This window comes from Novosphingobium sp. KA1 (assembly GCF_017309955.1).
Classification (GTDB): Bacteria; Pseudomonadota; Alphaproteobacteria; order Sphingomonadales; family Sphingomonadaceae; genus Novosphingobium.
The window spans coordinates 876,122-899,172 of sequence record NZ_CP021247.1 but is presented as its reverse complement, the minus strand read 5'-3'; the positions used below and the strand labels follow the sequence as shown (position 1 = coordinate 899,172).

General features: G+C 67.0%; 28 protein-coding genes. 15 read left to right on the top strand and 13 right to left on the bottom strand.

The genetic code is table 11. The annotated features are described in order from the left end of the window. Positions 1-58: 58 nt before the first annotated feature. The 4 genes from CA833_RS04515 to CA833_RS04500 all read left to right on the top strand — a co-directional run bounded on the left by CA833_RS04515 (position 59) and on the right by CA833_RS04500 (position 3,353). On the top strand, positions 59-1,078 hold the full coding sequence (locus CA833_RS04515; RefSeq protein ID WP_142632075.1) for a nitronate monooxygenase family protein: 1,020 nt from the start codon (positions 59-61) through the stop codon (positions 1,076-1,078). An 11-nt stretch (positions 1,079-1,089) separates the two neighbouring features. Beyond that, positions 1,090-1,956 (top strand): formyltetrahydrofolate deformylase, encoded by an 867-nt coding sequence (gene purU, locus CA833_RS04510; RefSeq protein ID WP_207079358.1) that lies wholly within the window; start codon positions 1,090-1,092, stop codon positions 1,954-1,956. A gap of 9 nt (positions 1,957-1,965) precedes the next feature. Further along, positions 1,966-2,382: a VOC family protein gene (locus CA833_RS04505; RefSeq protein ID WP_142632077.1), complete on the top strand. Its 417-nt coding sequence runs from the start codon at positions 1,966-1,968 to the stop codon at positions 2,380-2,382. 95 nt (positions 2,383-2,477) lie between these two features. Continuing rightward, the gene (locus CA833_RS04500) at positions 2,478-3,353 is read left to right on the top strand and encodes a dienelactone hydrolase family protein (RefSeq protein WP_207079357.1); all 876 of its coding nucleotides are present in this window, start codon (positions 2,478-2,480) and stop codon (positions 3,351-3,353) included. A 93-nt stretch (positions 3,354-3,446) separates the two neighbouring features. Here CA833_RS04500 and CA833_RS04495 read toward each other — a convergent pair whose 3' ends face one another. Then, positions 3,447-4,433, bottom strand: a complete 987-nt coding sequence (locus CA833_RS04495) for a CorA family divalent cation transporter (protein WP_207079356.1) — start codon at positions 4,431-4,433, stop codon at positions 3,447-3,449. A 115-nt stretch (positions 4,434-4,548) separates the two neighbouring features. Here CA833_RS04495 and msrB point away from each other — a divergent pair, with 115 nt between their 5' ends. Beyond that, positions 4,549-4,953 carry a peptide-methionine (R)-S-oxide reductase MsrB gene (msrB, locus tag CA833_RS04490; protein ID WP_142632080.1) on the top strand — a complete coding sequence of 135 codons (405 nt, stop codon included), beginning with the start codon at positions 4,549-4,551 and terminating at the stop codon, positions 4,951-4,953. An 89-nt stretch (positions 4,954-5,042) separates the two neighbouring features. On the opposite strand, the gene CA833_RS04485 is transcribed toward msrB, so the two are convergent. Further along, a complete protein-coding gene (locus CA833_RS04485) occupies positions 5,043-7,322 on the bottom strand; it encodes a transglycosylase domain-containing protein (RefSeq protein WP_207079355.1) in 2,280 nt (759 codons plus the stop codon). 173 nt (positions 7,323-7,495) lie between these two features. On the opposite strand from CA833_RS04485, the gene CA833_RS04480 reads away from it, so the two are divergent. Next, positions 7,496-7,915, top strand: coding sequence for a DUF4440 domain-containing protein (locus tag CA833_RS04480; RefSeq protein WP_207079354.1), 420 nt, complete (start codon positions 7,496-7,498; stop codon positions 7,913-7,915). Between the two features lie 59 nt (positions 7,916-7,974). Here the strand turns inward: CA833_RS04480 and CA833_RS04475 are convergent, their stop codons facing one another. After that, positions 7,975-8,568 carry a hypothetical protein gene (locus tag CA833_RS04475; protein WP_207079353.1) on the bottom strand — a complete coding sequence of 198 codons (594 nt, stop codon included), beginning with the start codon at positions 8,566-8,568 and terminating at the stop codon, positions 7,975-7,977. 195 nt (positions 8,569-8,763) lie between these two features. Here CA833_RS04475 and CA833_RS04470 point away from each other — a divergent pair, with 195 nt between their 5' ends. After that, entirely contained in the window at positions 8,764-9,159 is a 396-nt protein-coding gene (locus tag CA833_RS04470; protein ID WP_142632084.1) for a hypothetical protein, read from the top strand. Positions 9,160-9,299: 140 nt separating this feature from the next. On the opposite strand, the gene CA833_RS04465 is transcribed toward CA833_RS04470, so the two are convergent. Continuing rightward, the gene (locus CA833_RS04465) at positions 9,300-9,593 is read right to left on the bottom strand and encodes a hypothetical protein (protein ID WP_142632085.1); all 294 of its coding nucleotides are present in this window, start codon (positions 9,591-9,593) and stop codon (positions 9,300-9,302) included. Between the two features lie 336 nt (positions 9,594-9,929). Between CA833_RS04465 and CA833_RS04460 the strand changes: the two genes are divergently transcribed. Continuing rightward, positions 9,930-10,418, top strand: coding sequence for a COG3650 family protein (locus CA833_RS04460; protein WP_242526268.1), 489 nt, complete (start codon positions 9,930-9,932; stop codon positions 10,416-10,418). Between the two features lie 394 nt (positions 10,419-10,812). Here CA833_RS04460 and CA833_RS04455 read toward each other — a convergent pair whose 3' ends face one another. Next, positions 10,813-11,241, bottom strand: coding sequence for an OsmC family protein (locus CA833_RS04455; RefSeq protein ID WP_142632086.1), 429 nt, complete (start codon positions 11,239-11,241; stop codon positions 10,813-10,815). 299 nt (positions 11,242-11,540) lie between these two features. Between CA833_RS04455 and CA833_RS04450 the strand changes: the two genes are divergently transcribed. Continuing rightward, complete coding sequence (locus tag CA833_RS04450; RefSeq protein WP_142632087.1) at positions 11,541-11,930, top strand: hypothetical protein; 390 nt, start codon at positions 11,541-11,543, stop codon at positions 11,928-11,930. 214 nt (positions 11,931-12,144) lie between these two features. After that, positions 12,145-12,456: a hypothetical protein gene (locus CA833_RS04445; protein WP_207079352.1), complete on the top strand. Its 312-nt coding sequence runs from the start codon at positions 12,145-12,147 to the stop codon at positions 12,454-12,456. Positions 12,457-12,504: 48 nt separating this feature from the next. Here the strand turns inward: CA833_RS04445 and CA833_RS04440 are convergent, their stop codons facing one another. Further along, positions 12,505-12,990, bottom strand: coding sequence for a cupin domain-containing protein (locus tag CA833_RS04440; RefSeq protein WP_207079351.1), 486 nt, complete (start codon positions 12,988-12,990; stop codon positions 12,505-12,507). A 110-nt stretch (positions 12,991-13,100) separates the two neighbouring features. On the opposite strand from CA833_RS04440, the gene CA833_RS04435 reads away from it, so the two are divergent. After that, a complete protein-coding gene (locus CA833_RS04435) occupies positions 13,101-13,901 on the top strand; it encodes a sugar phosphate isomerase/epimerase (RefSeq protein ID WP_142632090.1) in 801 nt (266 codons plus the stop codon). A gap of 142 nt (positions 13,902-14,043) precedes the next feature. On the opposite strand, the gene CA833_RS04430 is transcribed toward CA833_RS04435, so the two are convergent. Continuing rightward, entirely contained in the window at positions 14,044-15,639 is a 1,596-nt protein-coding gene (locus CA833_RS04430) for a GMC family oxidoreductase (RefSeq protein WP_207079350.1), read from the bottom strand. Positions 15,640-16,134: 495 nt separating this feature from the next. On the opposite strand from CA833_RS04430, the gene CA833_RS04425 reads away from it, so the two are divergent. After that, positions 16,135-17,415, top strand: a complete 1,281-nt coding sequence (locus CA833_RS04425) for a dipeptidase (RefSeq protein ID WP_207079945.1) — start codon at positions 16,135-16,137, stop codon at positions 17,413-17,415. A gap of 13 nt (positions 17,416-17,428) precedes the next feature. On the opposite strand, the gene CA833_RS04420 is transcribed toward CA833_RS04425, so the two are convergent. From CA833_RS04420 to CA833_RS04395, 6 genes are all read right to left on the bottom strand, one after another. Next, entirely contained in the window at positions 17,429-17,635 is a 207-nt protein-coding gene (locus CA833_RS04420) for a hypothetical protein (protein WP_242526267.1), read from the bottom strand. 159 nt (positions 17,636-17,794) lie between these two features. Further along, on the bottom strand, positions 17,795-18,256 hold the full coding sequence (locus CA833_RS04415) for a DUF1810 domain-containing protein (protein WP_142632093.1): 462 nt from the start codon (positions 18,254-18,256) through the stop codon (positions 17,795-17,797). A 157-nt stretch (positions 18,257-18,413) separates the two neighbouring features. Continuing rightward, positions 18,414-19,250, bottom strand: coding sequence for a 2,3,4,5-tetrahydropyridine-2,6-dicarboxylate N-succinyltransferase (dapD, locus tag CA833_RS04410; protein ID WP_142632094.1), 837 nt, complete (start codon positions 19,248-19,250; stop codon positions 18,414-18,416). Positions 19,251-19,475: 225 nt separating this feature from the next. Then, the gene (gmk, locus tag CA833_RS04405) at positions 19,476-20,129 is read right to left on the bottom strand and encodes a guanylate kinase (RefSeq protein ID WP_142632095.1); all 654 of its coding nucleotides are present in this window, start codon (positions 20,127-20,129) and stop codon (positions 19,476-19,478) included. A gap of 65 nt (positions 20,130-20,194) precedes the next feature. Beyond that, the gene (locus tag CA833_RS04400) at positions 20,195-20,737 is read right to left on the bottom strand and encodes a hypothetical protein (RefSeq protein ID WP_242526364.1); all 543 of its coding nucleotides are present in this window, start codon (positions 20,735-20,737) and stop codon (positions 20,195-20,197) included. Positions 20,738-20,771: 34 nt separating this feature from the next. After that, positions 20,772-21,275 (bottom strand): SspB family protein, encoded by a 504-nt coding sequence (locus CA833_RS04395; RefSeq protein ID WP_142632097.1) that lies wholly within the window; start codon positions 21,273-21,275, stop codon positions 20,772-20,774. Between the two features lie 205 nt (positions 21,276-21,480). On the opposite strand from CA833_RS04395, the gene hisB reads away from it, so the two are divergent. From hisB to hisH, 3 genes are read left to right on the top strand one after another with little or no spacing between them, the layout of a single operon-like run. Beyond that, positions 21,481-22,083, top strand: coding sequence for an imidazoleglycerol-phosphate dehydratase HisB (gene hisB, locus CA833_RS04390; protein WP_142632098.1), 603 nt, complete (start codon positions 21,481-21,483; stop codon positions 22,081-22,083). Then, positions 22,083-22,376, top strand: a complete 294-nt coding sequence (locus CA833_RS04385; protein WP_207079348.1) for a YciI family protein — start codon at positions 22,083-22,085, stop codon at positions 22,374-22,376. Before hisB ends, CA833_RS04385 begins: the two co-directional genes overlap by 1 nt. Further along, entirely contained in the window at positions 22,373-23,011 is a 639-nt protein-coding gene (hisH, locus tag CA833_RS04380) for an imidazole glycerol phosphate synthase subunit HisH (protein ID WP_142632100.1), read from the top strand. The genes CA833_RS04385 and hisH overlap by 4 nt, the downstream gene beginning before the upstream one ends. Positions 23,012-23,051: the final 40 nt, after the last annotated feature.

Genomic DNA, 23,051 nt, shown 5'->3' with positions numbered 1-23,051 from the left:
CGGCATTCCTCATCCTATGGCGCAGGCTCGTTTATGACTGCGGGCTATGGGAGCATCGATGGCCGCCACCTCTAAGACCGCCGCGCTGATGGCGCGGGGCCGTGAATTTCTTGGCAGCGAATACGCGATCCTGTGCGGCGCCATGTCCTGGGTTTCCGAACGCAATCTGGTTTCGGCGATCAGCAATGCCGGCGGTTTCGGCGTGATCGCCTGCGGGGCGATGAATCCCGAGCTTCTCGACAAGGAGATCGCCGGGACGCGCGCCCTGACCGACAAGCCTTTTGGTGTCAACCTGATCACCATGCACCCGCAGCTTTTCGAACTGATCGAGGTCTGCGCCAGGCACGGTGTCAGCCACGTCGTGCTGGCCGGCGGCATTCCGCCCAAGGGCAGTGTCGAGGCGATCAAGGAATCGGGCGCCAAGGTCATCTGCTTTGCACCGACACTGGCGCTGGGCAAGAAGCTGCTGCGTTCGGGCGCGGATGCCCTGGTGATCGAGGGCATGGAAGCGGGCGGCCACATCGGCCCGGTCTCGACGTCGGTGCTGGCCCAGGAAATCCTGCCGGCGCTGGCCGAGGAGCATCTGGTGTTCGTGGCCGGCGGCATCGGCCGCGGCGAGGCGATGGCCGGTTACCTCGAGATGGGCGCAGCGGGCGTGCAACTCGGCACCCGGTTCGCCTGCGCCAGCGAATCGATCGCACACCCCGACTTCAAGAAGGCCTTCTTCCGCGCCAATGCCCGCGATGCCGTGGCCTCGGTCCAGGTCGACCCGCGCCTGCCGGTGATCCCGGTGCGCGCGCTCAAGAACAAGGGCACCGAGGAGTTCACCGCCAAGCAGATCGAAGTGGCGCGCCTGCTCGACGCCGGTGAAGTGGACATGGGCGAGGCCCAGCTCAAGATCGAACACTTCTGGGCCGGTGCGCTGCGCCGCGCGGTGATCGAGGGTGACGTCGAGAACGGCTCGATCATGGCCGGCCAGTCGGTCGGCATGGTCAGCAAGGAAGAGCCGGTGGCCGACATCATCGCCGCACTCATGGCCGAATCCGAAGCGGCGCTCGCCAGCCGCGCCGCTGCCTGAGGCCTGCCGCGATGCCTGAAGCGAAGTCGCAGCCGCTGGTCCTTGCGCTGTCCTGCGCCGATCGCCCGGGCATCGTTGCCCGGGTGACCGGTTATCTTGCCCAGGCCGGGGGTAACATCATCGAGGCGCAGCAGTTCAACGACCTCGATGAAGACAAGTTCTTCATGCGTGTCGCCTTCGATCCGGGCACCGCCAACCGCGAGGAATTCAGCGAGGGTTTCGGCCCGATCGCGCATGAATACGGCATGGCCTGGTCGATGACCCGCCGCGACCGGCCGCGCCGGGTGCTGCTGCTGGTCAGTAAGTTCGACCACTGCCTTGCCGACCTGCTCTATCGCCAGCGCATCGGCGAGATGCCGATGGAGGTCGTCGGCATCGTTTCCAATCACCCGCGCGAGGCGATCAGTTCGCTGATGATCGGCGACGTGCCGTTCCATCACCTGCCGGTGACGAAGGACACCAAGGCCGCGCAGGAAGCGCAGATCCGCGCGCTGGTGAACGAGACCCGCGCCGAACTCGTGGTGCTGGCCCGCTACATGCAGATCCTGTCCGACGAGATGGCGGCGTTTCTCTCGGGCCGCTGCATCAACATCCACCACTCGTTCCTGCCCGGCTTCAAGGGCGCCAAGCCCTACCACCAGGCGCATGCGCGCGGGGTGAAGATGATCGGGGCAACGGCGCACTACGTGACCGCCGACCTCGACGAAGGGCCGATCATCCATCAGGATGTGGAAGCCGTGACTCACGCTGACACGCCCGAGGACATGGTGCGCAAGGGCCGCGACATCGAGCGGCGCGTGCTGGCCGAGGCGGTGCGGCTGCATCTTGAGGACCGCGTGCTGCTGAACGGCTCGCGGACGGTCGTGTTCAGAGGGTAAGAGGGTTTTATGGCGGTCAGCGGTATCGATCATGTCAATGTCCTGACCGACGACCTGGAGGCCACGGCCCGTTTCTACGAGGACGTGCTAGGCCTCTCCCGCAGCCCCAACCCGACCGTCGCCGCGCATATTGCCGGTTACTGGATGCGCGACGGCGAGGGCAACGCGGTTGTCCATCTGGTCGACCGCACGACCGCGCGCGGGCGCTACGACGCCTATCGCCCCGGTGAGCCGACCAATGCGCTTCACCATTTCGCGCTGCGCTGCTCGGGCTACGCGGAGATGCGCGCACGGATCGCGGCGCTCGGCCTGCCGCACCGAGTGAACGAACATCCCGCACTTGGGCTCGCGCAGATCTTCCTGGTCGATCCCAATGCGGTGAACATCGAGCTCAACTTCCATGGCGCACTGACTGAGGCCGATTGATTCTGCTGTCGAAAGCCAGGCCGGGGCTGGTCATCGGCCTTGCCGCGGGCTAGCCTCGGCGTCTTCCTCGAAGCAGCAGCGGACCCGCCCTTTCGATGTGTGACGACTTCACCGCCGAGGCCGAAGAGGCCAACCTCGCCCGCCGCGGGCTCAATCGCCGCGAATTTTCCGCGCTGGGCGCCAGCATCGCACTGGCAGGCTGCGCCGCCGGGCTCGGTCCCAAGTCCGCCGGCAGCGACGTGCAGGAAAAGATGGTCTCGATCACCACCGACGACGGGGTGGCGGACGCCTTTTTTGTGCACCCGGCCAAAGGCGCGCATGGGGGTGTGATCATGTGGCCCGATATTGCGGGGCTGCGGGAGACGAAGAAGATCATGGCGCGCAGGCTCGCGGCGGAAGGCTACGCGGTGCTATGCGTGAACCCCTATTATCGCGGCGGCCCGGCGCCAACCTTCGAGAGTTTTTCGGACTACCGCACGGCGGAAGGCCAGGCCAAGGTCGCGCCGCTGCGCGCGGCGCTGACCCCCGATGCGATCACCCGCGATGCCAGGGCCTATGTCGCCTTCCTGCGGGGCGATCCTGCGGTCGACGGCAAGCGCGGCATCGGCAGTCATGGTTATTGCATGGGCGGTCCTTTCGCCGTGCGCGCCGCCGCTGCCGAACCTGTCCATGTGCGCGCGGCGGCCTCGCTCCACGGGGCGGGGCTGGTGAGCGATGCGCCGGACAGTCCGCACCGCCTGATCGCCAGGACGCGGGCCGGGTTCCTCTTTGCCATCGCCCGCAATGACGACGCCAGGCAGCCCGACCAGAAGACCGAACTGCAGAGGGCCGCAGCCGCTGCGAACCGGCCCGCCGAAGTCGAGGTCTATCCTGCCGACCATGGCTGGTGCGTGCCCGATTCGCCCTCGTGGGATCCCGATGCGGCAGACAGGGCGTGGCAGCGGATGCTGGCGCTCTACGAGACGCTCTGAGTTTCCGGTTTTTCACGTTTTCCGGGTTCTCGGGTGGGGGAGCGGGCTGGTGCCGCTCTAAAAATGCCCTTTCGGGTATTTTTCAAACAGACTCTAACGGAAGAACCCGCGCCCCCTGAGGAACAGGAAGGTCGCCAGCGCCGATCCGGCCGCCAGCACCGTGGCGCCGACGGTGCCGTGGTGGCCGACCAGCGGCAGGTCGCCGGTGTTCATGCCGAAGATGCCCGTCACCAGCGTGGCGGGCAGCATCAGCGCGGTCATGACCGAAAGCAGGTAGAGGTTCTGGTTGACCCGCTGGTTCGACTGGTCGTTGATCTCGTCGCGCACCGAGCGCAACTGGTTGAGCACGCTGATGATGTCGCCGCCCACGCCCTGTACCCGCTGCGAGAGTTTCTCGACCGTGGGCAGCATGTCGGCGGGCAGGTCATCGTCGATTTCGAGCCGGCGGAACACGCTTTTCATGCCGTCGAGCATCCGGTGGAGCTGGGCGAGGCGGCGGCGCACGTCAAGCAGGCGGTGACTGCCGGGCACCGGGCGGTCTTCGACCAGCGCGTCCTCGGCGGCCTGCACTTCGCCCGAGAGGCGGGCGATCACGCGGCCGAAGTTCTCCAGCATCGCGCTCACCATCATGTCGAGCGCGCGCGGCGGCGTCATCGCCATCTCGCTTCCGCTGAGGCGGCGATGGACGATGTCCGCCGAGCCGACCGGATGATGGCGCGCCGAGACGATCAGGTTGCCGGTCAGTGCCATGTGCAGCGCGCCGATCCGGCCGGTGTCCTCGCTATCGAAATCGCGCTCGAAATCGTGCAGCACGCAGGCAACGGTGACGGGATCGACCAGCGCGCGCTGGTGGCGGTCCTGCGAGAGCAGGACCTCGCGCGCGGCGGCGGGCAATTCGGGCGTGGTCTCCACCCACAGGCGGGTGCCGTGATCGGCAAGGTTGAGATGCAGCCAGCGCAGGCGGCCGTCATGGGGGCTGTTGCAGTCTTCCACCGCGCGGTTGCCCTCAGGCGTGAATTCGATGCCCCAGATCAGACCGGGGCCGAGAGCGGGCGGTCCCCGTTCACGCGGTTCGCGCATGGTGTTTCCTCAAGCGGTTCCAGACCTTCTTCTAGCACAGCGATGGTGCATCGCCATTGAAGGAGACTGGAAAGGCGGGCCCCGCCCTCCCATATGCGCGCTCAAGGAGACGCCGATGACCGACAAGATCCACCTCACCGATGCGCAGTGGCGCGAGAAGCTGAGCCCCGAGCAGTATCATGTGCTGCGCGAGGCCGGCACCGAGCGCGCCTTCACCGGCAAGTACGACGGCAACAAGCAGGCCGGGCTCTATACTTGCGCAGGCTGCGGGGCGCCGCTGTTCCAGTCGGACGACAAGTTCAATTCCGGCTGCGGCTGGCCGAGCTACACCGCGCCTGCCGAGGCCGGTGCGATCGACGAGCATATCGATACCTCGCATGGCATGATCCGTACCGAAGTGCGCTGCGCCAGGTGCGAGGGACACCTTGGCCACGTGTTTCCCGATGGCCCCGCGCCGACCGGCCTGCGCTACTGCATCAATAGCGCCTCGCTGGACTTCACGCCCGAGGCGCAGGGCTGAGCCCCGGCAGCGGGCGCACCAGCGTATAAAAAAAGGGGCCGGATTTCCGGCCCCTTTTCGTGTGTCGTGATCGTCTGGCCAATCCGGCGTCAGGCGCCTGGGGTGCGTTCCGGCGCCGGGGTGCGGACGGCGCGCGGGGCGTTGGTGTTGGCCGGGCTCTGGCGCGTGCGCTGGCTTTCTTCCGAGGAAGAGCGCCCGGTGGCACGGTTGAGGAAGTCGGGGCTGGCGGCAGGTGGCACGCTACCGGAGCCGGAGCCGTTGCCGGAACCGCCGCCACCGTTACTGGGCGTACGCTGGCCAGGAGCCGATGCCGCACCGGGGCCGTAGTCGGGCATCTGCGGGGCACCGGGGCCGGGGCCCGGACCGACGCTGCCATCCTCGTAGCGGGGCTGGTCGTCGCCCTGCTCGCCATTGGCGCCGGGATGGACGACGTTGCCGTTCTCGTCGACGTAGTAATAGTCGTCCGGGCTGCCCTGCAGGGCTTCGTCGTCGGGTTCCAGCTGCCATTCGGGCAGCTTCACTTCGGTCTGGAACTGCTCGACCGGGCGGTTCGAGACGGCAACCTTCATGTAGTCGGCAAAGGCGCGCGCCGGGGCATGGCCGCCGGAGAGCCCGCGCACCGGCTTGGCATCGTCGCGGCCCATCCACACGCCGGTGGTGATGCCGCTGGAGAAGCCGAGGAACCAGCCGTCCTTGTTCGAGCTGGTGGTGCCGGTCTTGCCCGCCACCGGGCGCCCGATCTGCGCGGCGCGGCCGGTGCCGGTGGCAACCGTTGTCTGCAGCAGGTCGGTGATCTCGGCAGCCACGTTGGGCGGCACGAGGACCTGGCCGCGCGCCGACTTGTGCTGGTAGAGCACTTCGCCCGAGGTGGTGGTGACCTTGACGATGCCGTAGGGCTCGACCGAGGTGCCACCGGCGGAGATCGCCGCGAAGGCGCGGGTCATGTCGATCACCCGCACTTCGGAGGTGCCCAGCACCATCGCCGGCTTGGTGTTGATCGGAGTGGTGATGCCGAAGCGGCGCGCCATCGAGGCAACCGTGCCGAAGCCCACTTCGCTGCCGAGCTGGGCGGCGACGGTGTTTTTCGAATAGGCAAAGGCGGTGCGGATATCGATCTGGCCGGCGAAGTTGCGGCCGTCGTTCTGCGGGCTCCATCCGTCGATGGTGACCGGTTCGTCCATCACCCGGTCGTCGGGGGTGTAGCCGGCTTCGAGCGCCGAGAGATAGACAAACAGCTTCCACGACGAACCGGGCTGGCGCACGGCATTGGTGGCGCGGTTATAGTTCGAGTTCACGTAGTCGGTGCCGCCGACCATGGCGAGCACGGCGCCGTCGCGGTCAAGGCTGACCAGTGCGCCCTGCGCCCCCTTGGGGGCATTGGCGGCGATCGAACTGGTGGCGGCCTGCTGCATCTTCGGGTCGAGCGTGGTCCAGACCTCGATCGGCTCGTTGGTGTCGGGCAGCAGCATGTCGAGCTGGGGCAGCGCCCAGTCGGTGAAGTAGCGGACCGAATTCTGGCCCTTTTCGTGGACCACGGCAACGTCGGCGATGTCGGCCCGATCGGCGTCTGCTTGCGTGATCGCGCCGTTCTTGACCATCAGGCCGAGCACCACTTCGCCGCGCGACTTGGCGGCGTCGAGGTCTGCCGTGGGCGAGTAGTTCGAAGGCGCCTTCACCAGACCGGCGATGATCGCGGCCTCGGCAGTCGACAGTTCGGTGGCGGGGTGGCCGAAGAACTTGCGGCTGGCCGCGTCGATGCCATAGGCGCCGCCGCCGAAATAGACCTTGTTGAGATAGAGTTCGAGGATCTGGTCCTTGGAGAACTTGCGTTCCAGCGCCAGTGCCAGCACCGCTTCGCGGGCCTTGCGGGTCATCGAGCGGCTGTTGTTGAGGAACACGTTGCGGGCAAGCTGCTGGGTGATCGTCGAGGTGGCCTTGGCGCGGCCACCGGTGGTCAGCGAGACGTAGACCGCGCGCACCAGGCCAAGCGCGTCGATGCCGATATGCTCGCGGAAACGGCGATCCTCGACCGAGACCATCGCACCGCGCATGACCGGCGGGATCTCGTTGTAGCTCAGCCACTTGCCATAGCTCGGCCCGAGCGAGACGAGTTCGCTGCCGTCACGCGCGCGCACGACGATCATCTGGCCGTTCTGGCTGCTCTTGAGCGCGTCGAAGGCGGGCAACTGGCTCATCGTCACGGCAACCGCGGTGCCAAGGCCGATCGCGGCCAGCAGGACCAGTGCGCCGCCCCAGATGGCCACGCGCCGCGCAAGACGGCCGAGGAACGACGATTGCTGCGGTTTCGAGCGGTTCGGATTCGAGGAGGGCTCGCCGGGCGAGCGGCTCCGGCCGGTATTCTTGGCCATTTTCTAGGTGCAGATCCCTTTTACGGACCGAGCGGTCCGAGCGCTCTCTAGCCCATGGACGCGGGTTTTGTAACCCGCCCTTAACAGAAAGCGCCGCCATATTGCGGAGAGTGGCAGGGGCGAGACGCTCCGTCGCACTGGAAACACCGTGCGCCGGCTGGCACAAGGCGGGCATGGCCACAGACCTCCCGACAAACCGTGCTTCCGCCGATGTTTCCGCCGAACTGGCGATCCGCGCGCGCCGCGCTGCCTTCAACCGGGCGATAGCCGATGGCGATGCGGCTGCGATCGGTCCGATCCTCGCACGCGACTGCGTCATGGTGACGGGCACCGACAGCGCGGTGATTGCCGGGCGCATGGGGCAGGTGAAAGTCTGGCGCCGCGAGTTCGCGGGCGACGGGCGCATGGTCTATGTCCGCGCGCCCGAACGCCTGGAGATCTCGCCGGCACTGCCGATCGCCATGGAATACGGCGCCTGGCAGGGCCGCGATGCAGCAGGCACCACTACCGCTTCGGGCAGCTATGTCGCCAAATGGCGCGAGGCGGGCGGCGACTGGGTGATCGAGGCGGAGATCTTCCTGACGCTGGGTTAGGGGCGGGCTGGCGCAGCCCTGGAAATGACCCTGCGGGCATTCATGGATGAGTTTACGGCCTAGCTCGTCGCGTGTTCGGCGGCGGTCACTTCGTCGGCGGCGGCGCGGGCGCGGGCGGCCGCGGCCGCAGCGGCATCGTCGAGCGGGGGTGAGGCAGGCAGGCGCGCGGCGGGCGAGCGAGAGAGTGGCAGGGCTTGCGGTACCGGTGTGAACTGGCGCTGGCGGAAGCCCGGCGGGGCATCGGCATTGTCGTCCCGGTCGTCGCCAGGGTCGTCGCGATCTGCCCAGCCCATCGGGCGGTAACGTCCGTCCGGCCCCTGCAGGATCATCATCTGGTCCGGCGGCGGCGCCTGCTGGAAGGCCGGAGCGCCGGGCGGCGCGGCATAGGCGAAGTCCTCGCCGCTGCCTTCGAGCGGATAGCCCTGTTCGTCGTCGTAGCCGTGACCGTGCGGGCTGCCGCGATCGCGCGCGGCATCGCCGCCGGCGCCTTCGAAGCGCACGAAGTCGCTGCCTTGCGCCGTGTCATGCTGGCCGAAGCGCTCGGTCCACTGACGCAGCGGCCCGGCGGTGAGGCCGCTGGCGACGACACCCAGTCCTACGCCGGCGCCACCTCCCGCCACCAGCAGCAGAACCATCCATTTACCTGCACCCATAATCACTTGCGTCCCGTCTGCATGCCCTGGCTTGCGGCAAGGCGGGTAGCCCGCCTGCCCTGTCGGTGCGGTGAATGGAAAGGCGCCATGGCAGGCGCGCTCCCGGGCTCCGCATAGTTCCGCATGCCGCCTATAACCGCACGGCAAGAGGCCTTGTGAAACGATTAAGTTCAATCCGTGAGGGTATTTTAGAAGATGTACACACGGCGCGACAGCTTTGCGATGACACCTTGCTGGTTCAAGGGCGCTCACCAGCCCGAGGGACGGCGACGGCGGGAGGAAGACGGCTCGGTGCTGTGTACCTGCCGGTTTTGCCGCAAGGAGATCCGCTCGCGCGAGGGCAAGACCTGGAGCCTGGCGGAAGGGCTGGACCTCGATGCCCTGGCGGCGGCCTGCCTGTCGAGCCACTTCAGCGTGGTCGATGTCGTCGATGGGCTGGTGATCGCCCGCTACCCGATCGGCGCGGATCTCGGCGAGGACGAGATCGCCGTGCTGCGGGCCCGGATCGGCGAGACCCACGGGGTTGACGACGACGGCGATCTCGAAATCCGCCTCGTCTCCCACAAGGCCCTGCTCGACCGGCGGCATTGAAGTGCGTCTGGTCTTCCGGTCCGGAGCCGCGTGAGCGACCGGACATGCAAAAAGGCCGCCGTTCCCATGGGAGCGGCGGCCTTTTTTAAACCTCGTGGCTGCGCTGGCCGGCCCGGGAGGGGCGTCAGCGGCGCCTCCCCTTACTGGGTGAGGGCGGCAGCCTGCTCGGTGGCGAGGGCGTTGCGGGCGTCGGCCAGACGGAAGTCGACGTTGCGCGAGTTGTAGGTGCCGGTCACGCGGTTGCCGCTGACGTAGAGGCGGAACGGAACCTGGCCCGAAGCGGTGCCCGAGATCACGGTCACCTTGCCCTTCTGGGCGGTGGTGTAGTTGTAGTGAACGCCGTCATGCGAGAAGCTGCGGGCGTCTTCGGCCTGGGCAGAGGTGGCGAAAACGGCGGCAAGAGCGGCGGCACCGGCAAAGACAGTCTTGAACATGGCAAAATCCTTTTTCTCAAGAAGCGGGAGATTGCCTCGGGGCATCTCTTATCTTGTTGCAGTGCAACATGTGTTGCGCGGGAGTTGTTCGCAATGGCAACAAATGCCACCAGTGTTGACAAAAGTGCAACTGTATGGAAAAACTCCGACAAGTTATGTGCTTAGCCTCTAACCCGTGCAAACCGTGTCATTTCGGGAAAAACGGACGGTTTTCTCGTGCCGGGCGCGGCAATCTGCTCCCATTTCGCAGGATGCGCCAAGTGCAATCGGGCGTCTCTTGCGGGGGTGCGGTGGCCCGGTTAGGCTTCCGGCATGTCAATGCGATCCGATACTTGCATGAAGCGCAGCCGTTTCGGCGGCGGTGAGCCGGGCCTGGTGGTCGCGGCACTGGCGTTCTGCCTGCTCCTGGGGGCATGTCACGACCGCAGCGGCGCCAACGCGGTCCCCGGCGATGCCGACGATCACCACCCATGGAATGGCATTGCAGCGGGCGAGGGGGTGCGAATCGCCGGAACCGAACCGTTCTGGAGCGCGGAGATTCGCGGCGAGGTGCTGACCTACCGCACGCCCGAACGCCCCGATGGCGAACAGGGCCGCGTCTCGCGCTTTGCCGGACGCGGCGGGCTATCCTACAGCGGGGAGTTCAAGGGCGGCGCAGGCGGGCAACCGGCGCGCACGTTCACGCTGGCAATCGGGCCGGGGCCGTGCAGCGACGGCATGTCGGGCAAGCGTTACCCGTTCAGCGCGATGCTCAAGATCGATGATGACGTGCGCAAGGGCTGCGCGTCGAGCGACCGCGCGCCCATTGCCGGCGCTGCTTCCTAGGGAGCAAGCTCGATCCGGGCGCTCGCGCCTCGGTCCCCGGGGGCGCTCGGGGGCTGGGGAGTTGGTGACGTCCCCTTCGAGGCGAGCGCCCTTTGCGCAGGCTGGTGTGAAATCGCGGCGGTGCGGCGCACTTGTGCCGGAGCAGGCCGATCGGAGCGGGCCGAAGCCGAATCGGTTCCGGCGGGCAAAACGGCGCCGGTCAGCGCGCCTAGCGTGATGGCGCCTGCCGCAGCGACAACGGCGCCGGCGGTCAGTGATGTACGGTGTGCCAAGGGCGGTCCTCTGTTCTCCCTCCTCCGCCGACACAACGCCCGGGGCAACTGGCCGTTCCCGGGTGAGCCGGGTCTGGCGCCGTTCCCGGTGCCAGACCTTACGCTCCATTTTTCGGTGGGCCTTAGCCTTCCAGCGACTTTTCCAGCGTGATCTCGCAGTCCAGCAGCTTGGAGATCGGACAGTTCTGCTCGGCCTCCTCGGCGATCCGCGCGAAGTCTTCCGCCGAAATGCCGGGGATCGCGCCCTTGAGCACCAGCGCCGACCGGGTGACGGCAAAGCCGCCATCGGCCTGATCGAGCGTTACCGTGCACTGGGTGTCCAGCGTGCCTTCGGAAAAGCCCGCCTTGGCGAGGCCGAAGCTGGTTGCCATCGTGAAGCAGGCGGCATGGGCGGCGGCGATGAGTTCCTCGGGATTGGTGCCGGGCTTGCCTTCGAAGCGCGTGCCGAAGCCGTAGGGCTGGTCCGACAGCACGCCAGAGCGGGTGGTGATCGAACCCTTGCCGTCCTTGCCGAGTCCTTCGTAGCGGGCGGAGGCGGAATTGGTGGTCATCGCAAGGTCCTTTTGCTGCTGCGCCCAACGCTGGAACCGGCGCGGGTGGGAGAAAGCTCTCACGAAACGCGGCAACTGTCATGACGGTGCCCGGCCGGATCGGTCGAGGATCGGCGGACAGGGCAGGTTTTGCGGCCGGTGGCGGGATGAGGAGAGGCGGCCACTGCTCCGAACGGATGACGCCGGAAGCGGCAGCCATGGCAAACAGCGCTTTGGAATTGTGCTGCCGGCTGGTATGGTCGCCGCTCAGGACAAGGCGGGCCGCACGAACGGTACCGCCACTGGAAGAGGATGATGTCATGAAGCGATTCCTGGCAGCATTGCAGGTGGGCCTCGTGGCCTTCGCGCTGGCGACAACCATGTCCGTCCAGGCGCGGGACCTGTCTGCCGCAGTGCCGCTGCCGGCCCTGTCCGAAGGGGCGGTCTCGGAGGTGTCCAATCCCGAAACGGCAATGACCGGCGCCTATCTCCTGCGCGATACCCTGGTTCCCCGAGCGGACGATCTCGCCCTCATCCAGCGCAAGCCCACGCTCTACCTGTCGAGCTTCAACGACGACATGGCGACCGTGGCCTATTCGCTGGAAGGGGGGCGGATCGTCTACCGGGTGGTTTCGGGTACCGTGGCGGGCGCCGCGCGTGATGCCATCGATCGGGCGCTTGCCCGCATGCAGCGCAGGGTGGCGCTCTAGTTTGCAACTCGCGCACCCGGACAACCGGGGCGCCGAGCCGAGGCTTGGGGAGAAGGACAAGGCGCGGCGGAGAAATCCGGCGCGCCTTGTGGCATCAGGGCCTCTTTTCAGGGTCTCTTTTCGGGGAGCGGCTGGGGGTAAGACGGCGTGTCATGCACAGGGCAGGTCGGCATGCTCTGGACCGGAATGCTGCTGTGCAGCATAAGCCTGCGCCATGGAACTGGTTCACCAATATGAGCGGCTGATCAGCTGGATCGTCAGCCAATGTCCCTCTCCCGACAAGTTCGCGCATACTTATGCAGGGCTGGCCATCTGGTTGCTGGCGGCGATGATCGTGCGCCGCAAGCTGAGTACGCCAGCGCCGTTCCTGGTGGTGGCCCTGGCGGAAGGCATCAACGAATATGTCGACCGTCTTGCCCACGGTTCGTGGAATTGGCCCGATACCCTGGGCGATATCGCGGCAACCCTGTTCTGGCCGCTGGCGATCATGCTGGCGCTGCGTTTGCGGCCCGCCATTCGCGGCTGAGGGCCCCGCTTGCGGGTGGACAGCGGCGGCGGCTGTTCGGTCGGCGGATCAGCGTTGCGCCGGAACGCCCGGCGTCTGCCCGGGGGCCCAGCCCGGAGCGGCAAGTTCGAAGCCGCCGAAGTGAAAGCCGGGTGATACCACGCAGCTCACCAGGGCCCAGCCGCCGATCGGTTCGCTGGCCTGCCAGTGACCGGTCGGGACCAGCGCCTGTCCGGCCTCGCCTTCCAGGACCTGCGAACCCAGCACGGTGCGCGTGACCGGGCCCCGATCGCCGGGGGCGGTCAGCAGCGCGACCGGGGCTCCGGCATGCCAGAACCACAGTTCGGCACCGTCTACCCGGTGCCAGTGCGAGCGCTGGTGCTCTTCCAGCAGGAAATAGATCGCCGTGGCCGTGGGGCGACCGCCTTGCCCTTCCGTTGCCGTTTCCGCCCGCCAGGTCTGGCGATACCAGCCGCCTTCGGGGTGCGGTTCGAGGCCGAGCCGGGCGATGATCTGGGAGGGGAGTTGGGCGGGGATAGGAGCGGGATCGGGCATGCAATCCTTTCATGCGTGCATTGGCTCGCGGGGCACGATATTGGGAAGCATTGCAGTGCACTGCAAGGTTCACAAGTCTTACGGTCCATGAGGGACGAGAGGATCCGATAATGCCCCATCCGCTCGGTATCGAGTCGCGCACGGTCGCCGGAATGGGACCGGTCGAGCATATCCGGCTGGCTGCCGAACTGGGCTGCACGCGGGTCTCGCTGGGGCTGGCGCAGGATGCGGGCAGCAACACGGGCTATCCCGCATGGTCGCTGCGCGAGGATGCGGCCTTGCGGCGCGCGGTCAGGGCGGCGCTGGCCGAAACCGGGATCTGCATCAAGGTGGGCGAGGGCGTGGCCGCCTCCGATCTGGTCTCCCCTGCCCAGCGTGCGGGGGACTTCGATCTGTTCGCGGAGATCGGCGCCAAGCGCATCTCGGCGCACGACAACGGGCTCGAGCGCGCGCGCGCGCGTGACCAGTTGGGCGAACTGGCCACCATGGCGCAGGAGCGCGGCATGGACCTGTCGATCATCTTCGCCCCGGTGCTGACGATCCGCAGCCTGCCCGAAGCGCTCGAACTCGTGCACGAGATCGGCGAGGACAAGGTCAGCCTCACGATTGACGCGCTGCACTTCTTCCGCACCGGCGGGACGGTGCGCCAGATCGCCGAGCTGGACGCCGCGCTGGTCGGTCATGCCCGCATCTGCGACGGGGCGCTTTCCGGCAATGCCGAAGGCGATTCGCGCAGCCCGCGCCTGATCCCCGGCGAGGGCGACTTGCCCTTGCGCGAATTCGTCGACGCCTTGCCGCGCGGCAAGACGCTGGGCATCGACGTGACGCTGCCGCAAGCCGCGCTCGGGTTCGAGGCGGCAAAGGACTATGTGGGCGAAGTGGTGGCGCGCACGCGGGCACTGCTGGCCTGAGAATTTGTTTGAAAAATGCCCGGAGGGCCATTTTGGGCGCGGCACCGGCCCTCTACCCCATCCAGCCTCCCAACAGGGTAAACTCGCGGGAGGCTGGGTGAGGGAGAGGGCCGGTGCCGCAAAATTCGCCTGCGGCGAATCTTCAAGCGGCCTGGTGTTTTGCGTCTTCCAGCAGCATCTCGGCGCCCTTTTCGGCGATCATCATCGTCGGCGCATTGGTGTTGCCCGAGGTAATCGTCGGCATCACCGAAGCGTCGATCACCCGCAGGCCGTCGACGCCCCGCACCTTGAGGCGCGGGTCGACGACACGGCCCATCGCAGCGGTGCCGACCGGATGGAAAATCGTGGTGCCGATCATGCCCGCGGCTTGACGCAGGTCTTCCTCGCTCTGGAAGCCGATGCCGGGGCGCAGCTCTTCGGGCGTGAAGCGGGCCAGCGCCGGCCGGGTGACGATCGCGCGGGTCAGGCGGATCGCCTGGGCGGCGACACGCAGGTCCTCTTCGGTCGAGAGGTAGTTGGGACGGATCTGCGGGGCCAGCGCCGGGTCGGCGCCGGCGATATGGGTCGAGCCCCGGCTTTCCGGCCGCAGGTTGCAGACGCTGGCGGTGAAGGCGGGGAACGGATCGAGCGCGCCGCCGAAGGCCTCGAGGCTGAGCGGCTGGACGTGGTATTCGAGGTTGGGCGTCGCATAGTGCGGGTCGCTGCGGGTGAAGACCCCGAGCTGGCTCGGCGCCATCGCCATCGGCCCGCTGCGGCGGAGCGCATATTCGAGCCCGATCAGTGCCTTGCCGAATAGCGTCGCGGCCCGCTGGTTGAGCGTGGACACGCCGCTGACACGCCAGGCGCAGCGCAGCTGCAGGTGGTCCTGCAGGTTGCCGCCGACTTCGGGCCGGTCGAGCAGCGGCACGATACCCATGGCGGACAGCCGCGCCGCATCGCCAAGGCCGCTGCGCTCGAGAATCGCCGGCGAGCCGATCGCGCCTGCCGCCAGCACCACTTCGCCGCGGGACCGCGCCGAGCGGATGGCGCCGCCCAGGGTATAGTCCACCGCGACCGCGCGGCCGTGCTCGAACACCACCCGGTCGACCAGCGCGCCGGTCTCGACCTTGAGATTGGCACGGCTGCGTACCGGCTTCAGGAAGGCGTCCGCCGCGCTCCAGCGCCAGCCGCTTCGCTGGGTGACCTCGAAGAACCCCGCGCCGTTGTTGTCGCCGGTATTGAAATCCTCGCTCGCCGGAATGCCCTGTTCGAGACAGGCGGCACGGAAAGCCTCGAGAATGTCCCAGCGCAGCCGCTGCCGTTCGACCCGGATCTCGCCGCCGCTGCCGTGGAAGGGGCCGGTGCCCTCGAAGTGGTCCTCCGCGCGCTTGAACAGCGGCAGCACGTCGTCCCAGCCCCAGCCGGGATTGCCCGCCTGCCGCCACCCTTCGTAGTCGGCCGCCTGACCGCGCATGTAGATCATGCCGTTGATCGACGAGCAGCCGCCCAGCACCCGCCCGCGAGGATACCTGAGCGCGCGGTCGCCGAGATTGCGTTCGGCCTGCGTCGTATAACACCAGTCGGTGCGCGGATTGCCGATGCAGTGGAGGTAGCCGACCGGGACCTTGATCCAGATGTAATTGTCCTGCCCGCCGGCTTCGAGCAGCAGGACCCGGTTGTTCGGGTCGGCGCTGAGGCGGTTGGCCAGCACGCAGCCGGCACTGCCGCCGCCCACGACGATGTAGTCGAACTCTCCCATGCCCAAGGGCTAGGCCGCGCCTGCGGGGCGATCAAGCCAGGCCGCGAAACCCGCCAGGGCGATGCACATTGGGTGCCATTTGGTTCCAGGCTTACATTATTTTAATCGGCCGCCCTCTTGCCCTGTGCGCTCAGAGTTTTAACCAGTGATCAAGGGAGTGTACCTATAGGTCGATCCGCAAGGGATGGCCGGGGTAAACGGTCTCGAACAGAATTTGTCCTAGGGGATGGCGAGAATTCGCCATTTTACCGGGAGCCGTCGGTGCTTGGTCCGTGTGGTCGTCGGGGGGCGATCCGCGCTGGATAAGGTAGAACGAGAACGGGAGGTCGCGCCCGCCTCGCGCCTTCGCCGACGGCTCCTTTTTCCTCCTGCGGCGGATTTCCCAGCCCGATCATGTATTTTTCGCATTGCTGCACTTGCACAAATGGCCTGCCTGTCGTTTTCTTCTGCCCGGCCCGCAAGGTTTGGGCAGTGAGGTCGCAACAGGGGGCAATGATGGCAAAGTACCGGAACCTTCGGCTGGCGGGCGTTAGCCTGGCTTTGGCCGCGACGATGTCCGCTCCTGCGGCTCTTGCCGCGCCGACCCCCGAACAGGTTGCCGAGGCTGCATTGCGCGCCGCGCCGGTATGGGACGGGCACAACGACGTCCCCGAACAATTGCGCGAACGTCGCAAGGACGTGCTGGCGGGTTTCGACTTTCGTGACACCACCAGGACCGCCGATCCCGCGAAGGACGAGCAGGCCATGCACACCGACCTTGCGCGGCTGCGCAAGGGCCATGTCGGCGCGCAGTTCTGGTCGGTCTACGTCTCGGCGGCGCTCGACGATCAGCATGCGGTGCAGGCGACGCTGGAGCAGATCGACGTGACCCGGCGGCTGGTCGCAGCCTATCCCGGCGACATGCAACTCGCCACCAGCGCTGCCGATGTCGAGAAGGCGATGAAAGCGGGGAGGATCGCTTCGCTCATCGGCATGGAGGGCGGCCATTCGATCGGCGGTTCGCTGGGGGTGCTGCGCCAGATGTATGCGCTCGGCGCGCGCTACATGACGCTGACCCACTTCAAGAACACCCCCTGGGCGGACAGCGCCACCGACAAGCCCGAGCACGATGGCCTCACCGATTTCGGCCGTGACGTGGTACGCGAGATGCAGCGCATCGGCATGCTGGTAGACCTCAGCCACACCAGCGAGGCGACCATGATGGACACGCTGGCCGTGGCCAAGGCGCCGGTGATCTTCAGCCATTCGAATGCACGCGCGATCAACCACCATACCCGCAATGCCTCGGATACCGTGCTCAAGGCGCTGGCCGCGAACGGGGGCATCATCATGGTCAACGTGTTCCCGACGTACGTGGTCGAGGAGACGCGCCAGTGGAACGCCGCGCGGGCCGGCGAGAAGGCACGGCTCGACGCGCTTTACCTCGGCGAGCCCGAGGCGGCGGCGAAGGGGCTGAAGGACTGGGAAGCCGCGCATCCGATGCCGCGCGGCTCGATCAAGGACGTGGCCGACAACATCGACCATATCGTGGCCGTGTCAGGGATCGACCATGTCGGCCTCGGCGGCGACTTCGACGGGGTGGGCACAACGGTCGTCGGCATGGAGGATGTCTCGACCTATCCGGCGCTGTTCGCCGAACTGGCGCGGCGCGGCCATTCGCAGGCCGATCTCGAAAAGATCGCCAGCGGCAACATGCTGCGGGTGATGAAAGCGGCCGAAGCTTATGCGGCGGCGCACCGGGCAGACCCGCCGATCGAATCGCCGACCGCCTTCTGAATGCCGCTTTGCCTCAGCTGCCGAGGGCGTGTTCCTCGGCCGTGACCGGATCACCCTGGCGCGGCTGCTCGTGGATCGCGCGGGTGATCCAGATCGCCGACATCGCCAGCACCGCCAGCAGCAGGCCGAAGATCAGCATCCAGCGCACGACATGCGGGGTGCTGCCCGAGCGTGCTTCATCGTCATCGAGGTGAACTTCGTCGCCAACGCGTTGCATCATGGCTCTCCCGAAGGCCGGCGGACCGACGAGGGGCCGCGCTTCGCGCATGCAGGGATGGCCACCGGGCCTCGCTGCATCACGGGCCAATCCGGGAACGCCACAGGGCGCCAGCCGGTTCCCGGCTTCTCGGCGCCTTTTCCGACCGGATGAAATCACCGCCTAGCCGGGAAGCGGCGCGGGCATGGCGAGCACGTCCAGCGTGCGCGCGTCGCGCTGGCCCCCGCAGAAGGCATCCAGCGCGCGGGAGTAGCGATCGCCGCCGCCCGCCGCCTCGAACAGGGTCATCGAGGAGCGGAACTTCATCGCGTCCACCTCGCCCAGGATCGCGCCTGCGCTGCGCTCTGCGGCCCAGCCGAGCATCACGTCGGTACACTCGTCCAGCCGGGCACCGAGCAGCAGGTGGGCCAGATAGGCATGGGCCTCGGGCAGTCCGGTGATGGCATAGCGGCGGGCGTTTTCGCTCTGTCCGAGCCCGATGATCTGGGGGAAGACGAACCACATCCAGTGGCTGGACTTCTCGCCGCGCTCGAGTTCGGCAAGGGCACCTGCATAAGTGGAGGCTTGGGCCGCGATGTAGCGGTCGAGATCGACCGTCGCCAGGGCCGGGCAGGGAATTTCCATGTCGCTGCTCCCGCAATGCCAATGGTTTTCACCAGTGGCGTTCCGGGGGGAAACGCGCCGGGGCCGCCTCGCGTTCCGTGTCGGGGCAGGGGAAAAGGAAAAGGGCCGGATGCGTCGGCATCCGGCCCTTTTTCCGCATCGTGTACTGGCGGCGGGATCAGTCGCGCAGCAGTTCGTTGATGCCGGTCTTCGAGCGGGTCTGCGCGTCGACGGTCTTGACGATCACCGCGCAGTAGAGCGACGGGCCGGGGGTGCCGTCGGGCAGCGGCTTGCCGGGCAGCGAGCCGGGGACAACCACCGAGTAGGGCGGAACCTTGCCGATGTGGACTTCGCCGGTCGCACGGTCGACGATCTTGGTCGAGGCGCCGAGGAACACGCCCATCGAGATCACTGCGCCTTCGCCGACGACCACGCCTTCGGCCACTTCCGAACGGGCGCCGATGAAGCAGTTGTCCTCGATGATGACCGGGCCGGCCTGCAGCGGCTCAAGCACGCCGCCGATGCCGACGCCGCCCGAGATGTGCACGTTCTTGCCGATCTGCGCGCAGGAGCCGACGGTCGCCCAGGTGTCGACCATGGTGCCTTCGCCGACATAGGCGCCGATGTTCACGAAGCTGGGCATCAGCACGACGCCCTTCGAGATGTAGGTGCCGCGGCGGGCGACGGCGCCGGGAACCACGCGGAAACCGGCCTTGCGGAAGTCTTCCTCGGCCCAGCCGTCGAACTTCACCGGCACCTTGTCGAAGGCGGGCGCGCCGCCGGCGCCGTGGGCGACGGGAGCGTTGTCGTTGAGGCGGAACGAGAGCAGGACCGCCTTCTTCAGCCACTGGTTGACCTTCCAGCTACCGTTGCCGTCCGGTTCGGCGACGCGGGCGGCACCGGATTCGATCAGGCCGAGCGCTTCGTCGACGCGCTTGCGCACGTCTTCGCTGGCGGGGGTCACGGTGTCGCGCGCTTCCCAGGCGGCTTCGATCGCGGTTTCGAGTTCGGTCATGTTCGCGTCTCCAGAAAGTCGGCCAAATGGCATGTTTGCAGGCGCGCCTAGAGGGTGGGGACCGGCGCGACAAGCAGGAAGGATGCGGCGGCTATAAGCAGCGCATCGTGAGGACAGGGAAATTCACCGGATTGAACGGAAAGTGCGCGACGGCGCAGTTTCCGTTCGGGTGTTTGTTTGGAAATCCGCACTGGGCTGGTGCCGCCTCTGGACGTCAGTCCGGACTTAGGGCGCCATCAGTTCGCGCACGAAGCCGATCAGGCCGGTCTGGCGGGCGCGGCGCATGCGTTCGGCGGCGAGGATCTGCTTCACCTTCTCGAAGCACTGGTCGATGTCATCGTTGACGACGACGTAGTCATAGCCGTCCCAGTGGCTGATTTCCGAGCGGGCGCGTTCCATGCGGGCGGCGATCACGTCCATCGAATCGGTGCCGCGCCCGGTCAGGCGGCGGCGCAGTTCGTCGATGCTGGGCGGCAGCAGGAACACGCGCACGACGTCGCGCTCCAGCTTCTGGTAGAGCTGCTGGGTGCCCTGCCAGTCGATGTCGAACAGGTAGTCCTGCCCGTCCTTGAGACCGGCCTTCACCTGGGCCTTGGGGGTGGCGTAGCTGTTGCCGAACACGGTCGCCCATTCGAGGAACTCGCCTTCGGCGGCCATCCGGTCGAATTCGGCCTGGCTGACGAAGTGGTAGTCCTTGCCGTCGACTTCGCCGGGGCGGGGCGGGCGGGTGGTGCAGGATACCGAGTTGCGGATGTGGGCATCGTGCTCGAGCAGCATGCGCGAGATCGTTGTCTTGCCCGCGCCCGAGGGCGAGGACATGATCAGCATCAGGCCGCGTCGGGCCAGCGTATCAGCGGGGTTTTCGGGAGAGTTGACCATGGGCCCCGATGCCGATGGTTGCGCATCAAATCAAGAGGGCAAATCAGGAGGCAAGGTCGGCCCGATCAGCTTTCGGTGCCGTCCTCGGCCATTTCGGCGAGCTGTCTTTCGCCGCTGGCACGGGCCTTGCGGGCGCGGGAGCGGTCGTAGAGCGTCTTGATGGCAAGCCCGCCGACAACCGCGATGGCGCCGGGGACTGAGTTCAGGGCGACCCGTGCGAGAAGCCCGTGGGCAATCGATTCGCCGAACGAACGACCGTCGAGAATCGCCTTGGCCTTGCGGGGGGTATAGGCCTTGCCGAGTACGGCCTGTTCCATCGCGCGGCGCGCAATCGCGGCGCCGCCGCGCAGGGCGACGTCGGCAATGATGAGGTTGGTGGCCGAATTGGGGCTGGGGCCGCGGATCTCGGGGGGCTTGGCCTTCGCCTTGAGCTTGTCCCTGACCCGGGCGGCACGGCTCCGGGGTTTGGCGGCGCCGGGCGCCTGTTTTTCGGATGCCTGTGTGCCGGATGCCTGTATGCCAGGGGCGGCAAGAGCGACGGTTTCGGCGATTGCCGCCTGCCGCTCCTGTTCATCGCTGATTGCACGCTGGAACTTGCCCGGGGCCATGCCCTTCACGCTTTCCCGGGCTGACGCTGCCCGCCTACTTCTTTTTCCCGAAGTCGACCGAAACGACGTTCGATCCGTCTTCGCTGGGAGTAATGCGCGAGGCGACGTCGCGTTCCGCGTCGTTGCCGGGCTCCACGATCGGCTCGTCGTCCAGCTCGTCGTCGGCGATGGCCTGGAACTGCAGGCCGAAGTCCACCGCCGGGTCGACGAAGGCGGTGATCGCCGAGAACGGGATCACCAGGTTCGAGGGCCGCTGGTTGAAGCTGAGGCTGACCGAGAAGCCCTGTTCGCCCACCGCCAGGTCCCAGAACTTGTTCTGGAGGACGATCGTCATCTCGTCCGGGAAACGGGCGCGCAGTTCGGCGGGAATCGAGACCCCCGGAGCGCCGGTCTTGAAGGTGATGTAGAAATGGTGGCCCCCCGGAAGGGCGCCGCCGGAGGCTTCCACCTGGCCGAGCACGCGGCCAACGACGGCGCGCAGGGCTTCCTGTACGATCTCGTCGTAAGGGATCAGGCTGTCTTGAGGCGTATCGTTCATCGCGCTCTAGGTGCTGATGCAAGACCGGCGGGTCAAGCATGTTCGACCAGAAAATAGCATGACCAGTCGGGTTTTCCCTAGGTCGTTTTGCCTGAATGCGACCAAAGGAGGGTGTGGGAGGGGAGGTTCGCCCACCGAAGATTGCCGGGCGGCGGCGCGATACGCACAATTGATTCCACGCAGCATCGGTCTATAGGCCCTTCGCATGCGCACTGCCTCGATCAATCGCAACACCCACGAGACCCGCATCGCGGTTTCGGTCAATCTCGACGGCACCGGGACTTACGACGTCTCGACCGGGATCGGTTTCCTCGATCACATGATCGAGCAGTTCTCGCGCCATTCGCTGATCGACATCACCTGCCATATCCAGGGCGACCTTCATGTGGACCAGCACCACACGGCCGAGGACAGCGCCATCGCGATCGGTCAGGCGATCTCGCAGGCGCTCGGCGACAAGGCCGGCATCGGCCGCTACGGCGACGTCCACTCGCCGATGGACGAGGCGCTGAGCCGTGTCTCGCTCGACATTTCGGGCCGCCCCTATTTCGTGTGGAAGGCCGGTTTCACCCAGGAGAAGCTGGGCGAGTTCGATACCGAGCTGGTCGAGCACTGGTTCCACTCGATCTCGCAGGCGGTGGGCATCACCCTGCACATGGAACTGCTCTACGGCACCAACAACCACCACATCTGCGAAGGCCTGTTCAAGGGCTTTGCCCGCGCCATGCGCACCGCGGTGGAGCTTGATCCGCGCAAGGGCGGGGCGATCCCCTCGACCAAGGGCATCCTCGGCGGAGACACCCTGTAATGGCCCTCTTCATCATCTCGCTTCGCTACATCGCCCCCGTCGAGCAGGTCGACGCGCTGCTGGACGAGCATGTCGCCTGGCTGCGCGGCCATCATGCCGCCGGACGCTTCGTGGCCTGGGGCCGCAAGGTCCCGCGCGAGGGCGGCATCATCCTCGCCCGCGGTGACAGCCGCGAGGCGATGGCCGCGCTGGCCGCAACCGATCCCTTCGTGGCGGGCGTTGTCGCCGAAGTCGAAGTGATCGAGTGGGCGCCCGGTTTTCTCGATGACAGCGTGGCAGGGCTCGCCGGATGACGGGAGGCGGTCAGACTCTGGCGCTGATCGACTACGGCGCGGGCAATCTGCACTCGGTGGCCAACGCCCTGCGCGCCGCTGGTGCCCGGAACGTGGCGATCACCGCCGATCCCGCCGTTGTCCGCGCGGCCGACCGCATCGTGCTTCCCGGCGTCGGCTCGTTCCGCGCCTGCGCTGAAGGGCTCTGGGGCATTGCCGGCATGGTCGAGGCGATGACCGAGCGCGTCCATGTCGGCGGTGCGCCGTTCCTCGGCATCTGCGTCGGCATGCAGCTGCTCGCCACGCGCGGGCTGGAGCACGGCGTGACCAAAGGGCTCGACTGGATCGGCGGCCAGGTGCAGATGATCGAGCGCACCGATCCCGCGATCAAGATCCCGCACATGGGCTGGAACGATGTCTCGCTCGGCCTCAAGGATCCGGCGCAGGGGCTGATCGATGCGGGGGAGGCCTATTTCCTGCACTCCTACCACTTCCAGCCCGACGACGGCGCGCATGTGGCGGCGATGACCGACCATGGCGGCGGCCTGGTCGCGGCGGTGGCCAGGGACAATGTCGTCGGCGTGCAGTTCCACCCGGAAAAGAGCCAGGCTTACGGCCTCGCTTTGCTGACGCGGTTTCTGGAATGGAAGCCGTGAGCTTCGGCAGCATGCACTTTCTTCGTCATCCCCGCGTAGG

What these genes read in the sequence shown, in the direction of transcription:
- CA833_RS04515 (WP_142632075.1), top strand. Translation starts at nt 59, where the DNA reads ATGGCCGCCACCTCTAAGACCGCCGCGCTGATGGCGCGGGGCCGTGAA.
- purU (WP_207079358.1), top strand. Translation starts at nt 1,090, where the DNA reads ATGCCTGAAGCGAAGTCGCAGCCGCTGGTCCTTGCGCTGTCCTGCGCC.
- CA833_RS04505 (WP_142632077.1), top strand. Translation starts at nt 1,966, where the DNA reads ATGGCGGTCAGCGGTATCGATCATGTCAATGTCCTGACCGACGACCTG.
- CA833_RS04500 (WP_207079357.1), top strand. Translation starts at nt 2,478, where the DNA reads ATGTGTGACGACTTCACCGCCGAGGCCGAAGAGGCCAACCTCGCCCGC.
- CA833_RS04495 (WP_207079356.1), bottom strand. Translation starts at nt 4,433, where the DNA reads ATGCGCGAACCGCGTGAACGGGGACCGCCCGCTCTCGGCCCCGGTCTG.
- msrB (WP_142632080.1), top strand. Translation starts at nt 4,549, where the DNA reads ATGACCGACAAGATCCACCTCACCGATGCGCAGTGGCGCGAGAAGCTG.
- CA833_RS04485 (WP_207079355.1), bottom strand. Translation starts at nt 7,322, where the DNA reads ATGGCCAAGAATACCGGCCGGAGCCGCTCGCCCGGCGAGCCCTCCTCG.
- CA833_RS04480 (WP_207079354.1), top strand. Translation starts at nt 7,496, where the DNA reads ATGGCCACAGACCTCCCGACAAACCGTGCTTCCGCCGATGTTTCCGCC.
- CA833_RS04475 (WP_207079353.1), bottom strand. Translation starts at nt 8,568, where the DNA reads ATGGGTGCAGGTAAATGGATGGTTCTGCTGCTGGTGGCGGGAGGTGGC.
- CA833_RS04470 (WP_142632084.1), top strand. Translation starts at nt 8,764, where the DNA reads ATGTACACACGGCGCGACAGCTTTGCGATGACACCTTGCTGGTTCAAG.
- CA833_RS04465 (WP_142632085.1), bottom strand. Translation starts at nt 9,593, where the DNA reads ATGTTCAAGACTGTCTTTGCCGGTGCCGCCGCTCTTGCCGCCGTTTTC.
- CA833_RS04460 (WP_242526268.1), top strand. Translation starts at nt 9,930, where the DNA reads ATGAAGCGCAGCCGTTTCGGCGGCGGTGAGCCGGGCCTGGTGGTCGCG.
- CA833_RS04455 (WP_142632086.1), bottom strand. Translation starts at nt 11,241, where the DNA reads ATGACCACCAATTCCGCCTCCGCCCGCTACGAAGGACTCGGCAAGGAC.
- CA833_RS04450 (WP_142632087.1), top strand. Translation starts at nt 11,541, where the DNA reads ATGAAGCGATTCCTGGCAGCATTGCAGGTGGGCCTCGTGGCCTTCGCG.
- CA833_RS04445 (WP_207079352.1), top strand. Translation starts at nt 12,145, where the DNA reads ATGGAACTGGTTCACCAATATGAGCGGCTGATCAGCTGGATCGTCAGC.
- CA833_RS04440 (WP_207079351.1), bottom strand. Translation starts at nt 12,990, where the DNA reads ATGCCCGATCCCGCTCCTATCCCCGCCCAACTCCCCTCCCAGATCATC.
- CA833_RS04435 (WP_142632090.1), top strand. Translation starts at nt 13,101, where the DNA reads ATGCCCCATCCGCTCGGTATCGAGTCGCGCACGGTCGCCGGAATGGGA.
- CA833_RS04430 (WP_207079350.1), bottom strand. Translation starts at nt 15,639, where the DNA reads ATGGGAGAGTTCGACTACATCGTCGTGGGCGGCGGCAGTGCCGGCTGC.
- CA833_RS04425 (WP_207079945.1), top strand. Translation starts at nt 16,135, where the DNA reads ATGGCAAAGTACCGGAACCTTCGGCTGGCGGGCGTTAGCCTGGCTTTG.
- CA833_RS04420 (WP_242526267.1), bottom strand. Translation starts at nt 17,635, where the DNA reads ATGATGCAACGCGTTGGCGACGAAGTTCACCTCGATGACGATGAAGCA.
- CA833_RS04415 (WP_142632093.1), bottom strand. Translation starts at nt 18,256, where the DNA reads ATGGAAATTCCCTGCCCGGCCCTGGCGACGGTCGATCTCGACCGCTAC.
- dapD (WP_142632094.1), bottom strand. Translation starts at nt 19,250, where the DNA reads ATGACCGAACTCGAAACCGCGATCGAAGCCGCCTGGGAAGCGCGCGAC.
- gmk (WP_142632095.1), bottom strand. Translation starts at nt 20,129, where the DNA reads ATGGTCAACTCTCCCGAAAACCCCGCTGATACGCTGGCCCGACGCGGC.
- CA833_RS04400 (WP_242526364.1), bottom strand. Translation starts at nt 20,737, where the DNA reads ATGGCCCCGGGCAAGTTCCAGCGTGCAATCAGCGATGAACAGGAGCGG.
- CA833_RS04395 (WP_142632097.1), bottom strand. Translation starts at nt 21,275, where the DNA reads ATGAACGATACGCCTCAAGACAGCCTGATCCCTTACGACGAGATCGTA.
- hisB (WP_142632098.1), top strand. Translation starts at nt 21,481, where the DNA reads ATGCGCACTGCCTCGATCAATCGCAACACCCACGAGACCCGCATCGCG.
- CA833_RS04385 (WP_207079348.1), top strand. Translation starts at nt 22,083, where the DNA reads ATGGCCCTCTTCATCATCTCGCTTCGCTACATCGCCCCCGTCGAGCAG.
- hisH (WP_142632100.1), top strand. Translation starts at nt 22,373, where the DNA reads ATGACGGGAGGCGGTCAGACTCTGGCGCTGATCGACTACGGCGCGGGC.